At 67.4% G+C, this 13,541-nt stretch carries 14 protein-coding genes; 7 read left to right on the top strand and 7 right to left on the bottom strand.

Features of this window, described 5'->3' with window-relative positions:
• The first annotated feature begins 157 nt into the window (after positions 1–157).
• A complete protein-coding gene (gene zigA, locus HWX07_RS26065) occupies positions 158–1,366 on the top strand; it encodes a zinc metallochaperone GTPase ZigA (RefSeq protein ID WP_175878193.1) in 1,209 nt (402 codons plus the stop codon).
• A gap of 45 nt (positions 1,367–1,411) precedes the next feature.
• On the opposite strand, the gene HWX07_RS26060 is transcribed toward zigA, so the two are convergent.
• On the bottom strand, positions 1,412–1,876 hold the full coding sequence (locus tag HWX07_RS26060) for an Lrp/AsnC family transcriptional regulator (protein WP_006494255.1): 465 nt from the start codon (positions 1,874–1,876) through the stop codon (positions 1,412–1,414).
• A 168-nt stretch (positions 1,877–2,044) separates the two neighbouring features.
• Here HWX07_RS26060 and HWX07_RS26055 point away from each other — a divergent pair, with 168 nt between their 5' ends.
• Complete coding sequence (locus tag HWX07_RS26055; protein WP_175878192.1) at positions 2,045–2,671, top strand: LysE family translocator; 627 nt, start codon at positions 2,045–2,047, stop codon at positions 2,669–2,671.
• Positions 2,672–2,703: 32 nt separating this feature from the next.
• On the opposite strand, the gene HWX07_RS26050 is transcribed toward HWX07_RS26055, so the two are convergent.
• The gene (locus HWX07_RS26050) at positions 2,704–3,552 is read right to left on the bottom strand and encodes a helix-turn-helix transcriptional regulator (protein ID WP_175878191.1); all 849 of its coding nucleotides are present in this window, start codon (positions 3,550–3,552) and stop codon (positions 2,704–2,706) included.
• A 195-nt stretch (positions 3,553–3,747) separates the two neighbouring features.
• Here HWX07_RS26050 and HWX07_RS26045 point away from each other — a divergent pair, with 195 nt between their 5' ends.
• Complete coding sequence (locus HWX07_RS26045; protein WP_175878190.1) at positions 3,748–4,710, top strand: DUF2167 domain-containing protein; 963 nt, start codon at positions 3,748–3,750, stop codon at positions 4,708–4,710.
• Positions 4,707–5,432, top strand: coding sequence for a site-2 protease family protein (locus HWX07_RS26040; RefSeq protein WP_175878189.1), 726 nt, complete (start codon positions 4,707–4,709; stop codon positions 5,430–5,432). Before HWX07_RS26045 ends, HWX07_RS26040 begins: the two co-directional genes overlap by 4 nt.
• Positions 5,433–5,497: 65 nt before the next feature.
• Here HWX07_RS26040 and HWX07_RS26035 read toward each other — a convergent pair whose 3' ends face one another.
• Entirely contained in the window at positions 5,498–6,898 is a 1,401-nt protein-coding gene (locus HWX07_RS26035) for an MFS transporter (RefSeq protein WP_175878188.1), read from the bottom strand.
• Between the two features lie 248 nt (positions 6,899–7,146).
• On the opposite strand from HWX07_RS26035, the gene HWX07_RS26030 reads away from it, so the two are divergent.
• Positions 7,147–8,724, top strand: coding sequence for an aldehyde dehydrogenase (NADP(+)) (locus HWX07_RS26030; RefSeq protein WP_175878187.1), 1,578 nt, complete (start codon positions 7,147–7,149; stop codon positions 8,722–8,724).
• Positions 8,725–8,852: 128 nt separating this feature from the next.
• Here HWX07_RS26030 and HWX07_RS26025 read toward each other — a convergent pair whose 3' ends face one another.
• Positions 8,853–9,224 (bottom strand): PIN domain-containing protein, encoded by a 372-nt coding sequence (locus HWX07_RS26025; protein ID WP_175878186.1) that lies wholly within the window; start codon positions 9,222–9,224, stop codon positions 8,853–8,855.
• Entirely contained in the window at positions 9,221–9,418 is a 198-nt protein-coding gene (locus HWX07_RS26020) for a type II toxin-antitoxin system VapB family antitoxin (RefSeq protein ID WP_006752328.1), read from the bottom strand. Before HWX07_RS26020 ends, HWX07_RS26025 begins: the two co-directional genes overlap by 4 nt.
• A 184-nt stretch (positions 9,419–9,602) precedes the next feature.
• Here HWX07_RS26020 and HWX07_RS26015 point away from each other — a divergent pair, with 184 nt between their 5' ends.
• Entirely contained in the window at positions 9,603–10,157 is a 555-nt protein-coding gene (locus HWX07_RS26015; protein ID WP_175878185.1) for a hypothetical protein, read from the top strand.
• Between the two features lie 113 nt (positions 10,158–10,270).
• Here HWX07_RS26015 and kdgD read toward each other — a convergent pair whose 3' ends face one another.
• Entirely contained in the window at positions 10,271–11,185 is a 915-nt protein-coding gene (gene kdgD / locus HWX07_RS26010) for a 5-dehydro-4-deoxyglucarate dehydratase (protein ID WP_011546881.1), read from the bottom strand.
• A gap of 229 nt (positions 11,186–11,414) precedes the next feature.
• Between kdgD and garD the strand changes: the two genes are divergently transcribed.
• Positions 11,415–12,968, top strand: a complete 1,554-nt coding sequence (gene garD, locus HWX07_RS26005) for a galactarate dehydratase (protein WP_175878184.1) — start codon at positions 11,415–11,417, stop codon at positions 12,966–12,968.
• Positions 12,969–13,053: 85 nt separating this feature from the next.
• On the opposite strand, the gene HWX07_RS26000 is transcribed toward garD, so the two are convergent.
• Positions 13,054–13,536, bottom strand: coding sequence for an Lrp/AsnC family transcriptional regulator (locus tag HWX07_RS26000; RefSeq protein ID WP_011546883.1), 483 nt, complete (start codon positions 13,534–13,536; stop codon positions 13,054–13,056).
• Positions 13,537–13,541 lie beyond the last annotated feature (5 nt).

Here is a 13,541-nt window from a genome sequence, read left to right as displayed (position 1 = left end):
ACGCAGCGGGGCGGTACCGGCGCGGCGCCGCGTACTGCCTTCGCTGTCGGCGGGAGCACATCGATGAGCGGGCCTGCTGGACGTTTGAAATGATATGTTATATCGTAGCGATACAATATATCATTTGATCCTCAACGCCCTTTTCCGGAATCGCCCGATGAGCCCCGCCCTTGATCCGTCCACGCGGCTTCCCGTGACCGTCCTGTCCGGCTTTCTCGGCGCCGGCAAGACGACGCTGCTCAACCACATCCTCAACAATCGCGAGGGCCGGCGCGTCGCGGTGATCGTCAACGACATGTCCGAGGTCAACATCGACGCCGCGCTCGTGCGAGACGGCGGCGCGGGGCTGTCGCGCACCGACGAGAAGCTGGTCGAAATGAGCAACGGCTGCATCTGCTGCACGCTGCGCGAGGATCTGCTGATCGAGGTCGACCGGCTCGCGCGCGAAGGACGCTTCGATCAGCTCGTGATCGAATCGACCGGCATCTCGGAGCCGCTGCCGGTGGCCGAGACGTTCACGTTCGAAGGCGAGGACGGCCGCAGCCTCGGCGAAGTCGCGCGGCTCGACACGATGGTGACGGTGGTCGACGCGTTCAATTTCCTGCGCGACTACGCGTCGCGCGACAGCCTGCAAGCCCGCGGTGAATCGATGGGCGACGAGGACGCCCGCACGGTCGTCGATCTGCTGATCGACCAGATCGAGTTCTGCGACGTGCTCGTGATCAACAAGATCGACCTGATCGACGCCAGCGCGCGCGAGCGGCTGATCGCGCTGCTGCGCGGGCTGAACCCGCGCGCGCGGATCGAGATCGCCGAATTCGGCAAGGTGCCGCTGGAACGTGTGCTCGACACGGGCCTGTTCGATTTCGATGAGGCGTCGCGCGCGCCGGGCTGGTTGCAGGAACTGCGCGGCACGCACACGCCGGAGACCGACGAATACGGAATCCGCAGCTTCGTCTATCGCGCGCGGCGGCCCTTTCATCCGCAGCGCTTCTTCGATCTGGTGGAGAGCGAATGGCCGGGCGTCGTCCGCTCGAAGGGGTTTTTCTGGCTGGCCACGCATCCGACCGTCGCCGGCTCGTGGTCGCAGGCCGGCGCGGTCGCGCGGCACGGGCCGGCCGGCCACTGGTGGGCGGCCGTGCCGCCCGAGCGCTGGCCGCGTGACGCCGAAGCCGTCGCGCAGATCCGCGCGCGCTGGGACGAGCACGTTGGCGACGCCCGGCAGGAGCTCGTGCTGATCGGCATGGACATGGACGAGCCCGCGCTGCGCGCGCGCTTCGACGCGTGTCTGCTGACCGACGCCGAGATGGCCACTGGCCCCGAACACTGGATCACGTGGGGCAACCCGTTTCGCGACTGGTCCTGACCTGAACGCGCTGCCTGCATCGATCCGGATGGCGTTTCTCGACCCCTAGATCGGCAGCCGCACCGTCTGCTTGATGCGCTTCAGCGGAATCTCGGTTTCGACGTTGCGCACGCCTTCGATCTGTGTGAGCGTTTCCATCTGAAAGCGCTGATAGTCGTCGAGATCCTTCGCGATCACGCGCAGCAGATAGTCGTAGCTGCCGGCCATCAGATGGCATTCGAGCACTTCGGGCGCTTGCTCCATTTCGCGCGCGAAGCGTTCGACCGTCGTCTTGTCCTGGCGCTCCAGCGTGACGCGCACGAATGCCGTGAAGCGCAGCTCGACGGCTGCCGGGTTCAGCAACGCGACGTACGCGTCGATCACGCCCTGTTCCTCGAGCAGGTGAACGCGGCGCAGGCACGGCGTTGGCGACAGTCCGGCCTGTTGCGCGATGTCGGCGTTCGTCTGGTTCGAATTCTGCTGCAACGCACGCAGAATGCGTCGATCAATCGCATCCAGTTTGATTGGCATTTTTGGCTATCAATGAAGTTGATGTTGGAGAATAACTCCAAATCTGACTTCAGAAATAGCTAGGTTTGCATCCAATCTCCACGGAAAGTTGCCGATAATCTGACGACTGCCCGGCCCCGAAGCGCGCGATCCCCGCTCGCCGCGGCGCCGTTTTTCAGGAGCTTCCCGATGTCGCACGTCGCCTGGTTGCCGTTCATGGCCACCTCCCTTCTGATCATTCTGACGCCCGGCCAGGACATGGTCCTCGTGATGTCGCGCACGCTGTCCGGCGGCACGCGCGCGGGCCTCGTGACCGCCGCGGGTGTCAGCGTCGGGCTGCTCGTGCATACGATGCTCGCGACGCTCGGGCTGGGCGCGCTGCTTCAGGCTTCCGAATGGCTGTTCACGGCGCTGAAGGTGGTGGGCGCGCTGTACCTGCTGTACCTCGGCATCACGCTGTTGCGCTCGACGGGCGAATTGACGCTCGCGGGCAACGGCAATGCGCCGGCATCGCGGCTGCGGACGTTCGCGCAAGGCGCGCTGTCCAATGTATCCAATCCGAAGGTCGCGCTTTTCTATCTGGCGTTTCTGCCGCAATTCGTTCCGGCCGGCGCCCCGCACCCGATGCGGTCGCTGTTCGTGCTGGGCGCGACGTTCGCCGGGCTGACGTTTCTCGTCAAGGGGCCGGTCGCGTTGTTCGCGGGCCTGCTGTCGGCATCGATCCGCCGCAACCCGCGCATCCTGACGCGCATGCATCGCGTCAGCGGGGTGGTCTTGCTCGCGCTGGGCGTGAAGCTGGCGCTCGAACGCCGCTGAGTGCGGCCACGGCCCCGCCACGCCTGCCGGCGTTACTCCACCGGCAACGCGTCCGCCAGCACCCGCATCGCCTCCACCGTTTCCGGGTTCGCCGGAAAGAACGCCTCGATCGCGAGTTCCGACAGCGTCACGTCGACCGGCGTGCCGAACACCGTCGTCGTACTGAAGAACGTCAGCTCGCCGCTCGCCGTGCGCAGCCGCAGCGGCACGGCGATGTCCGCGAAATCGGTGCGCGCGTGCGAATCGTCGGGCTGCCCGGCCGGCGCCGGATACGCGGCGAGCTCGTCGCGCAGCGCATGCAGCGTCCGATCACCGCTCGCATCGATCTGCCGTTGCAGCCGATGCAGGATGTGCGCGCGCCACTCGTGCCAGTTGACGATCTGCGACGCGAGTCCGTCGGGATGCAGGCTCAGCCGCAGCACGTTGACCGGCGGCTGCAGGAGCGCCGGATCGGCCTGCGCGACCAGCGCGCCGAGCATCCGGTTCGCCGCGAGCAGTGTCCAGTGGCGGTCCACCGCGAGCGCCGGATAAGGCTCGTGCCCGCGCAACACGGCTTCGACCGCATGACGCGCGGCGTCCAGTTGCGGGTCCGAGAACGGCCGTTCGCGAAACAGCGGCGCGAAGCCGGCCGCGACGAGCAGCGCATTGCGTTCGCGCAGCGGCACGTCGAGGCGTTCGGCGAGATGCAGCACCATCTCGCGGCTCGGTTGCGCGCGGCCCGATTCGACGAAGCTCAGGTGGCGCGCGGAGACTTCCGCGTCGAGCGCGAGCGCCATCTGGCTCAGGCGCCGGCGTTGCCGCCACGTGCGCAGCAGCGGGCCGATGCCGGACGCGCGGCCGGCGGACGGGGAGGGCGAATGGAGGGGGGCGGTCGGGTTCATGGCGCAGATGATAGGCAATCCCGCGTCGCTTCGGTATTACCTGCGAGGTAAGCGCCGCGCACCGCCCGGGCGTGCGCAGCCGCTGCGTTACCATAGCCCCCGTGCCACCTGAGAGGCGGCGCCGGACCCGCGGCCACGATGCCGGGGCCGGACGCCGCGCACATCGACAACAAGGCATTCCAGGGGAATCCAACAATGAAAAAACTTGCCGTCCGGCTCGCCTGCGTGGCGACGCTCGCACTCGCCGCGACCAGCGGCCACGCGCAGACCGAAGCTGCGCAGGTCGAAATGAGGGCCGCTGCCGCGGCCGCCAACGAAGCGGTCGTGAAGGGGCCGACCGACATCGACGTGAAACACGAAGCCGTGCTGAAGCTGAAGGCCGGCGAGTCGTTCGTGCCGGCGCCCGAAGCCGGCCGCTACCTGCGCTCGATGGGCAACTCGATCGACGAATCGAAGCTGGTCGGCCTCGTGCTGCCCGACGATCCCGACGCCGACTGGATCTCGGTCGTGTCGTTCGAGCCGAGCGGCTACATCCGCGACGACGACGCGAAGGACTGGAAGCCCGACGAACTGCTGAAAAGCCTGCAGGCCGGCACCGAGGAAAACAACCCGGCACGCAAGGAGCGCGGCCTGCCCGAAACCGAGGTGGTCGGCTGGGCCAAGGCGCCCGCCTACGACGCGGCCACGCACCGGCTCGTGTGGTCGGCGATCATCCGCGACAAGGGCGCGGCGCCGAATGCCGCGAACGACGGCGTGAACTACCGGACGCTCGTGCTCGGCCGCGACGGCTACCTGTCGCTGACGATGGCGTCGACGCTCGCCGATTTGCCGAAGTACCAGCCATCGGCCGACGCGCTGCTGTCGAACATCCGCTTCAACGACGGCAAGCGCTATGCCGACTTCAACCAGTCGACCGACCACGTCGCCGAGTATGGGCTCGCGGCGCTGATCGTCGGCGTCGGCGCGAAAAAGCTCGGCCTGCTCGCGCTGATCGGCGCGTTCGCGGTGAAGTTCTTCAAGATCGGCGCGGTCGCGCTGCTGGCCGGCGGCGCGGCGCTCAAGCGTTTCTTCGGGCGCAAGCCAAAGGCGGCCGCGGCGCCGGCCGTCGCCGATGCAACCGCTGCATCCGACGCAGCCGCCACGGAGCGCAAGGAATGACGAAGCTGTTGCTGCTGATCTTCGGCGGCCTGAAGCTCGGCAAGGTGCTCGTCTCGGCCGGCACGATGCTCGCGTCGATCGCGGTCTACGCGCTGTTCTATGGCTGGCGCTTCGCGGCCGGTTTCGTCGCGCTGCTGCTGGTGCACGAAGCCGGCCACTACGTCGCCGCGCGGCGGCGCGGGCTCGACGTCGGGCTGCCGACCTTCATCCCGTTCGTCGGCGCGTGGATCCAGTTGAAGGAGATGCCGCACGACGCGGAAACGGAGGCCTACGTCGGCCTTGCCGGGCCGTTCGTCGGCACGCTCGGCGCGCTGGCCTGCTACGCGGCCGCGCGCCACACCGACAGCAACCTGCTGCTCGCGCTGTCGTACACGGGCTTCTTCCTGAATCTCTTCAACATGATTCCGCTGTCGCCGTTCGACGGCGGGCGGATCACCGCGGTGCTGTCGCCGCGCATCTGGCTCGCGGGCGTGCCGGTGCTGATCGCGCTGTTCGTGTATCGGCCGAGCCCGCTGCTGATCGTGATGGCGATCCTCGCGCTGCCGCAGCTGAAGCGCGCGTGGCGCTACGACCCCGACGCGCCGGAGAACCGCGTGTACTACGCGACGTCGATCGAGACGAAGACGACCTACGCGCTTTGCTACGTCGGTCTGCTCGCGTTCCTCGCGCTGATGACGTCCGGCGTGCACGACATGCTGCGCGCCGTGCACGCGTCGACCTGACGCCGCTCCGATGTAAAAAACGGCGGCCGCGCATGAAGCGGCCGCCGTTTTTCAAAGGTCGAACGTCACGCGTCGCGATGACGCAGCTCGACGCGCTTGATGTCCTTCACGATCACGAGATAGCTGAACACGGTGACGAGCGCGTTCAGCCCGACGAACACCAGCGCGCCGTTGAACGAGCCGCTTGCGCCGACGAGGTAGCCGATCGCGATCGGCGCGACGATGCCCGCCGTGTTGCCGAACATGTTGAACAGGCTGCCCGACAGGCCAATCGCTTCCTTCGGCGCGGTATCCGCGACGACGGCCCAGCCGAGCGAGCCGATCCCCTTGCCGAAGAACGACACGGCCATCAGCATGATGACCAGCGCTTCGCTGTCGACGTAGTTGCAGCCGATGATGACCATCGACAGCAGCATCCCGCCGACGATCGGAATCTTGCGCGCGAGCGTCAGCGAGACGCCGCGGCGGATCAGCGCGTCCGACAGCATCCCGCCGAGCACGCCGCCGAGGAACCCGCAGATCGCCGGCAGCGACGTCATGAAGCCGGCCTTCAGCAGCGACATGCCGCGCGCCTGCACCAGGTAGATCGGGAACCACGTGAGAAAGAAATACGTGAGCACGTTCACGCAGTACTGGCCGACGTACACGCCGATCAGCATGCGGTTCGACAGCAGCTGGCGCACGTAGTACCAGCCCGCCACGCGGCTGCCTGCCGAAGCGCTGCCGCTGCCGCTGCTGCCGCGCGCCCTGGCCGCCGCGCCCGTCGACCGCACGAGGCCGCCGCCCTGCTCGATATGGTCGAGTTCCGCGCGATTGACGGCCGGATGGTCGGCCGGGTCCTTCACGACGCGCAGCCACAGGAACGCGAGCGCGATGCCGGCCACGCCGAGCCACAGGTACACGTGGTGCCAGCCGTACGCGTGCGTGAGCCAGGCCATCAGCGGCGAGAACACCACGGCCGCGAAGTACTGCGCGGCGTTGAAGATCGCCGACGCGGTGCCGCGTTCGGCGGTCGGGAACCAGCTCGCGACGACCTTCGCGTTCGCCGGAAACGCCGGCGCCTCCGCGATGCCGACCGCGAAGCGCATCGCGAACAGCGCGGCGACCGCGAACGCGGCGCTGCCGCCGAGGCCGATCGTGCTCTGCAGTAGCGTGAACGCCGACCACAGGAAGATGCTCGCCGCATACACGCGCCGCGCGCCGAAGCGGTCGAGCAGCCAGCCGCTCGGCAGTTGCGCGAGCACGTACGCCCAGCTGAACGCCGAGAAGATGTAACCCATCGTCACCGGGTCGATGCCGAACGCCTTGCGGATCGGCGTGCCGGTGATCGACAGCGTGGCGCGGTCCGCATAGTTGAGCGTCGTGACGACGAACAGCATCGCCAGGATCCAGTAGCGCACGGCGGTTCGGCGCGCGGTGCGCGCGAGGTCGAGCGGAAGATCGCGAGGGGAGGACTGATTGCTCACTTTAAATGTACGTCGTCGTATGACATGAAAGAAAGTTTATTGAGAATGTCCGAATTCAGAAACCTCGGGTTTTCCCTTTGAAGATTGTCGTCACAGTGTGGGAAGGGCGCGATTTACTGGCCGGGTAAGGCTTTCGGCGGTATCGTCGGCGCCTTCGCAGGCGGCGAGAATACGATGACGGTGTCGGCAGACATCGTATCTGTTGAGCTACAATGAGCAGTCCATTCCCGAACCACGGAGCACACCCCATGCAACTGACAGGAGAGATGCTGATCGGCGCCGAAGCGGTGGCCGGCTCGGCCGGAACCTTGCACGCGTTCGACCCGACGAAGGGCGCGCCGATCGAGGCGCCGGCGTTCGGCGTCGCGACCCAGGCCGACGTCGACCGCGCGTGCGAACTCGCACGCGACGCGTTCGATGCGTACCGCACGCAGCCGCTGGCGGCCCGTGCGGCGTTTCTCGAAGCGATCGCCGATGAAATCGTCGCGCTCGGCGATGCGCTGATCGAACGCGCGCATGCCGAAACGGGCTTGCCGGTCGCACGGCTGCAAGGCGAGCGCGGCCGCACCGTCGGCCAGCTTCGGCTGTTCGCACGCGTCGTTCGCGACGGGCGCTTCCTCGCCGCGTCGATCGATCCCGCGCAGCCGGCACGCACGCCGCTGCCGCGCTCGGATCTGCGGCTGCAGAAAATCGCGCTCGGGCCCGTCGCCGTGTTCGGCGCGAGCAATTTCCCGCTCGCGTTCTCGGTGGCCGGCGGCGATACCGCGTCGGCGCTCGCGGCCGGCTGCCCGGTGATCGTGAAGGCACACGAGGCGCATCTCGGCACGTCCGAGCTGGTCGGCCGCGCGATCCGCGCCGCGGTCGAGAAAACCGGCATGCCGGCCGGCGTGTTCTCGCTGCTGATCGGCCCCGGCCGCGTGATCGGCGCGGCGCTGGTCGGCCATCCGGCGATCCAGGCCGTCGGTTTCACCGGGTCGCGGCAGGGCGGGATGGCGCTCGTGCAGATCGCGAACGCGCGCCCGCAGCCGATTCCCGTCTATGCGGAAATGAGCAGCATCAATCCGGTCGTGCTGTTCCCGGCCGCACTCGCCGCGCGCGGCGACGCGATCGCGACGGGTTTCGTCGATTCGCTGACGCTCGGCGTCGGCCAGTTCTGTACCAATCCGGGCCTCGTGCTCGCGATCGACGGCCCCGATCTCGACCGTTTCGAGACGGTCGCCGCGCAGGCGCTCGCGAAGAAGCCGGCCGGCGTGATGCTCACGCGCGGCATCGCCGATGCGTACCGTAACGGCCGCGGCAAGCTGGCCGAGTTGCCGGGCGTACGCGAAATCGGCGCGGGCGAGGCGGCACAGACCGACTGCCAGGCGGGCGGCGCACTATACGAAGTGGGCGCGCAGGCGTTCCTGGGCGAGCCGGCGTTCAGCCACGAAGTGTTCGGGCCGGCGTCGCTGATCGTGCGCTGCCGCGATCTCGACGAAGTCGCGCGCGTGCTCGACGCGCTCGAAGGCCAGTTGACGGCCACGCTGCAGATGGATGCCGACGACAAGCCGCTCGCGCGGCGGTTGCTGCCGATCCTCGAGCGCAAGGCCGGGCGCCTGCTGGTCAACGGTTACCCGACCGGCGTCGAGGTGTGCGATGCGATGGTGCACGGCGGGCCGTTCCCCGCGACGTCGAACCCGGCCGTCACGTCGGTCGGTGCAACCGCGATCGAGCGTTTCCTGCGGCCGGTGTGCTATCAGGACTTCCCGGACGACCTGTTGCCCGAAGGGCTGCGAGAAGGCAATCCGCTCGCGATTCCGCGGCTGCGCGACGGCAAGGCGGAGTGACGTGGCGTAACGGGTAAACGCAGCGTCCCGGGAGGGATGCGTCCCCGGCACGTTGGAACATGGCGGCGGGGCCTACGGGCCTCGCCGCCTTTTTATTCAGCGCTGGCTTTCGTGCCGATGGCGCTCAGTCAGTGAGCGGGGTGTGCAACGAGTTGCAGGCGCTCCGCTGCCGCCAGCAGGCGCCGGTCGCGCGTCCATAGCCTGCTGTCGCTGGTCAGTCTGGCCGACGCAAGCAGGTGGGCATCGACGTAACCGATACTCAGCCCGTGAAGCGGTACGGCATCGATCATGCGCTGGACTTCGTCGTCGGTGGCAAGGGTTGCAGCTGGAAGGTCGCGCAGCGCGTCCAGCACGGTCTCGCGATTGCGCATGCTGCCGAGCGCGAGCTCGCCGACGATGAACGGATGGATCAATACGCGCTCCGCTTCCAGCAAGGCGGTGAGCGTCGCGTCGCCGCCTCGCAAGTGATCGATCCAGACGGACGTGTCGACAAGGATCATGCGGGCTCCGACGGGCGGCGTGGAACCGATTCGAGGTCCGGCTCGGTGCCGCCGAGGCGGGCGAGTCGTCGCGCACTTTCGCGGGCGATCAATGCGCGCAGCGCTTCCCTCACGAGCGCCGATTTTTCGGTGACGCCGGTCAATTGCTGCGCTTTGGCGAGCAGTGCGTCGTCGAGGGACAAGGTGGTGCGCATGGGCGGCTCCCGGGAAAATCGATACATCAATTATCGCATCAAACGGTGCTCATTTTGATGCGATGCCGTGATGGGGTCACCTTGCCTTTCCTGTTGCCCGCGTTTCTCCTACAGTAGCGAAGCCTCGGGCCGTCCGGCCCGCAGGCGAGCCTGAGAGATCACAAGACCAACAAGGAACCATCCGATGAATATCAGCAAGCGTGGCGACCACCTGTTCGCGGCCGGGTTGTGGAAGGCGATCGGCGATGTCGCGAAATCGGTCCGTACCCAGATCGGCGAAACCAGCGAAGGGCGCGTGCTGGCCGACGCGCTGTTCGCGCTGCAGCGCGAGCTGGGCGGCAGCGAATTCGACGTGACGATCAACCAGGGGCGGCCCGTCGTGGGCCCCGATCCGCATTCGGTGATCTTCGGCAGGGCCGTCGAGCGCTTCAAGCAAGACATGGAGGCGGTGGTGTTCGCGCTGAAGCACCGCCGCAGCATCGACGGGCCGAACGGCGCGGAGCGCGCCGACGCGCTCACGCAGGCCAATACGCATCTCGCGACGGCGAAGCAGTACGCGATGTTCACGGTCGGGCGCTTCTTCGATGCGGTCGTCGACCGCGACGTGCTGGAGCAGATCGTGGGCGCCGAGTCGCCGACGCGCGGCCGGCCGCTCGCGGCACGCAAGGGGATCGACGAGACGCAGCGCACGCTCACCGGCGTGCGTCAGCGGATCATCGGCGCGATCGCGCAGATGTAATGCGATGGCCGCGCCGGCTCGTCGAGCCGCGCGGCCATCGCGTGATACGGATACGGAGGAATGGGGAGCCGGCGCGCCGTGCCGATGAAGGCTCGCGCCGCCGGCGAACCGGCTTACTGCGGGCCCATCTTCTTGATCAGCACGTCGAGCTCGGCCGCTTCTTCGTCGGTCAGGTCGACGAGCGGTGCGCGCACCGGGCCCGCGTCGTGGCCGACGAGCTTCGCGCCCGCCTTCACGATGCTGACCGCGTAGCCCGCGCGGCGATTGCGGATCTTCAGGTACGGCAGGAAGAACTCGTCGATCAGGCGGCCGACGGTTGCGTGGTCGTCCTTCGCGATCGCTTCGTAGAATGCCATTGCCGTCTTCGGGATGAAGTTGAACACGGCCGACGAGTACACCGGCACGCCGAGCGCCTTGTACGCGGCCGCATAGACTTCGGCCGTCGGCAGGCCGCCGAGGTACGCGAAGCGATCGCCGAGGCGGCGGCGGATCGTGACCATGCTCTCGATTTCACCGACGCCGTCCTTGAAGCCGATCAGGTTCGGGCAGCGGTCGGCAAGGCGCTCGAGCATGTCCGCATTCAGCTTCGAATTCGCGCGGTTATACACGACAACGCCGATCTTCAGCGCGCGGCACACCTGCTCGACGTGGTCGGCGATCCCTTCCTGGCTCGCTTCGGTCAGGTAGTGCGGCATCAGCAGCACGCCGCTTGCGCCGAGGCGCTCGGCTTCCTGCGCATATTCGATTGCGACGCGCGTCGCGCCGCCCGCGCCGGCGAGGATCGGCACCTTGCCCTTGCAGGTTTCCGTCGCGACGCGGATCACGTCCGAGTACTCGCGCTGCGTGAGCGAGAAGAATTCGCCGGTGCCGCCGGCCGCGAACAGCGCGCTCGCGCCATACGGCGCCAGCCATTCCAGACGCTCGGCATAGGTGCTCGGGCGGAAGCTGCCGTCGGCGTCGAAATCCGTCAGCGGAAACGACAGCAGGCCGTGGGAGATGATCTGTTTGAGTTCTTGCGGTGAAGTCATGGTTGGGGTCGTCCGTCTAGCGCGAGTGCTGGTTCGTCGGGAACGGCATACGAGCCGAATTGGCGATGTCGTTGTATGTCATCGTACAACGCAAGAAAGAGCGGCGCAAGCGGTTTGCTGGCGGGTCAAGGGTAGGGTCTTTCCGGATAAGGGTTTACGCAGCATCATCAACTGAGGTTGAATGTCGTATGATGACTAACGATATCGCAGACAGCTTCCAGGAATTCCAATGACTGCTTCCCCTCTCTACATCCGCGTGCACCCGGACGACAACGTCGCGATCGTCGTCAACGACGGCGGCTTGCCCGCGGGCGCGACGTTCGCCGACGGGCTGACGCTGTGCGAAGGCGTGCCTCAGGGGCACAAGGTCGCGCTCGTCGACCTCGCGGCGGGCGACCCGGTCATTCGCTACAACGTGGTGATCGGCTATGCGCTCACCGACCTGCGGCGCGGCAGCTGGGTCAACGAGCGCACGATGCGCATGCCCGAGCCGCCGGGCCTCGACGACCTGCCGCTCGCCACGCGTGCCGCGCCGCCGCTCGAGCCGCTCGAAGGCTATACGTTCGAGGGTTTTCGCAATGCCGACGGCTCGGTCGGCACGCGCAACATCCTCGCGATCACGACCACCGTGCAGTGCGTGTCGGGCGTCGTCGAGCACGCGGTGAAGCGGATCAAGGACGAACTGCTGCCGCGCTACCCGAACGTCGACGACGTGGTCGGGCTCGAACATACGTACGGCTGCGGCGTCGCGATCGATGCGCCCGACGCCGACATCCCGATCCGCACGCTGCGCAACATCAGCCTGAACCCGAACTTCGGCGGCGAGGTGATGACCGTGAGCCTCGGCTGCGAGAAGCTGCAGCCCGAGCGCCTGCTGCCGCCGGGCGCGATTCCGGTGAGCGCCGACGGCGCGACCGGCAACGGTGGCGTCGTCTGCCTGCAGGACGCCGCGCACGTCGGCTTCAACTCGATGATCGACTCGATCATGACGATGGCCGAATCGCATCTCGAACGGCTGAACCGCCGCCGCCGCGAAACCTGCCCCGCGTCGGATCTCGTCGTCGGCGTGCAGTGCGGCGGCAGCGACGCGTTCTCGGGGCTCACCGCGAACCCGGCCGTCGGCTTCGCGGCCGACCTGCTCGTGCGGGCGGGCGCGACGATCATGTTCTCCGAAGTGACCGAAGTGCGCGACGGCGTCGCGCAGCTCACGTCGCGCGCGGCGAACGAAGAAGTGGCCCGCGAGATCATCCGCGAGATGGACTGGTACGACCGCTACCTCGAGCGCGGCCGCGTCGACCGCAGCGCGAACACGACGCCGGGCAACAAGAAGGGCGGCCTGTCGAACATCGTCGAGAAGGCGATGGGGTCGATCGTGAAGTCGGGCAGCGCACCGATCGCCGGTGTCGTGCGCCCCGGCGATCGGGCGCGACAGAAGGGGCTGCTGTACGCGGCGACGCCCGCGAGCGATTTCATCTGCGGCACGCTGCAGCTCGCGGCGGGGATGAACCTGCACATTTTCACGACCGGCCGCGGCACGCCGTACGGCCTCGCGCAGGTGCCGGTCATCAAGGTCGCGACGCGCAGCGATCTCGCGCGCCGCTGGCACGACCTGATGGATCTCGACGCGGGGCAGATCGCGACCGGCGCGGCGACGATCGAGGACACGGGCTGGGCGCTGTTCCGGCTGATGCTCGACGTCGCGAGCGGCAAGCGCCGCACGTGGGCCGAGCAATGGAAGCTCGCGAACGCGTTGACGCTGTTCAATCCGGCGCCGGTGACCTGACGCGCAAGGTGGTGACGGCAAGACGATGCGGGCGCCTTCGGGCGCCCGTTTTCGTTGCGGAGCGCGTGCCGGCAACAGGCGACCGTCACTCGATGCCGATCGGCAGCGACAGCCCCACCTTCACGCGCGACATCACGACCATCGTTTCGAAGTGGCGGATGTTGTGGTGCTGGCGGAATACGCGCGTGGAAAATTCCTCGTAGTGATCGATGTCGCGCATCGCGATCATCAGCACGAAATCGGCGCGGCCCGTTACTACGTAGCACTGCATGACTTCCGGCAGCGATTTCAGGAACCGCTTGAATTCGTCGAGCAGGTCGACCCGTTCGCGCTCGACCTGCACGAGCACGAGCATCGTCAACGGGAGGCCGACCTTGTTCGGATCGACGACGGCGACATCCTGCTGGATATAGCGCTCGTCGCGCAGCCGCTTGACGCGGCGCAGGCACGCGGGCGGGCTCAGGCCGATCTCGGCGGCGAGCGCCTGGTTGGTGATCTGGTTGTCGTGCTGGAGACGGGCGAGGATTCGCAGATCGAAGTCGTCGAGCGGTGCGGCGATGGAATTCATCGGAT

It is taken from the genome of Burkholderia sp. BCC0097, from assembly GCF_902832985.1.
In the GTDB taxonomy this organism is placed as follows: domain Bacteria; phylum Pseudomonadota; class Gammaproteobacteria; order Burkholderiales; family Burkholderiaceae; genus Burkholderia; species Burkholderia orbicola.
The sequence above is the reverse complement of the archived record's forward strand: the minus strand, read 5'-3'. Positions and strand labels throughout refer to the sequence as shown.

Excerpts from the sequence above, each read along its gene's own strand:
- HWX07_RS26020 (WP_006752328.1), bottom strand. The coding sequence starts at position 9,418 with ATGCGCACCACCTTGTCCCTCGACGACGCACTGCTCGCCAAAGCGCAG.
- HWX07_RS26015 (WP_175878185.1), top strand. The coding sequence starts at position 9,603 with ATGAATATCAGCAAGCGTGGCGACCACCTGTTCGCGGCCGGGTTGTGG.
- HWX07_RS26060 (WP_006494255.1), bottom strand. The coding sequence starts at position 1,876 with ATGCCAATCAAACTGGATGCGATTGATCGACGCATTCTGCGTGCGTTG.
- HWX07_RS26000 (WP_011546883.1), bottom strand. The coding sequence starts at position 13,536 with ATGAATTCCATCGCCGCACCGCTCGACGACTTCGATCTGCGAATCCTC.
- HWX07_RS26030 (WP_175878187.1), top strand. The coding sequence starts at position 7,147 with ATGCAACTGACAGGAGAGATGCTGATCGGCGCCGAAGCGGTGGCCGGC.
- HWX07_RS26050 (WP_175878191.1), bottom strand. The coding sequence starts at position 3,552 with ATGAACCCGACCGCCCCCCTCCATTCGCCCTCCCCGTCCGCCGGCCGC.
- garD (WP_175878184.1), top strand. The coding sequence starts at position 11,415 with ATGACTGCTTCCCCTCTCTACATCCGCGTGCACCCGGACGACAACGTC.
- kdgD (WP_011546881.1), bottom strand. The coding sequence starts at position 11,185 with ATGACTTCACCGCAAGAACTCAAACAGATCATCTCCCACGGCCTGCTG.
- HWX07_RS26045 (WP_175878190.1), top strand. The coding sequence starts at position 3,748 with ATGAAAAAACTTGCCGTCCGGCTCGCCTGCGTGGCGACGCTCGCACTC.
- HWX07_RS26055 (WP_175878192.1), top strand. The coding sequence starts at position 2,045 with ATGTCGCACGTCGCCTGGTTGCCGTTCATGGCCACCTCCCTTCTGATC.
- HWX07_RS26040 (WP_175878189.1), top strand. The coding sequence starts at position 4,707 with ATGACGAAGCTGTTGCTGCTGATCTTCGGCGGCCTGAAGCTCGGCAAG.
- HWX07_RS26025 (WP_175878186.1), bottom strand. The coding sequence starts at position 9,224 with ATGATCCTTGTCGACACGTCCGTCTGGATCGATCACTTGCGAGGCGGC.
- zigA (WP_175878193.1), top strand. The coding sequence starts at position 158 with ATGAGCCCCGCCCTTGATCCGTCCACGCGGCTTCCCGTGACCGTCCTG.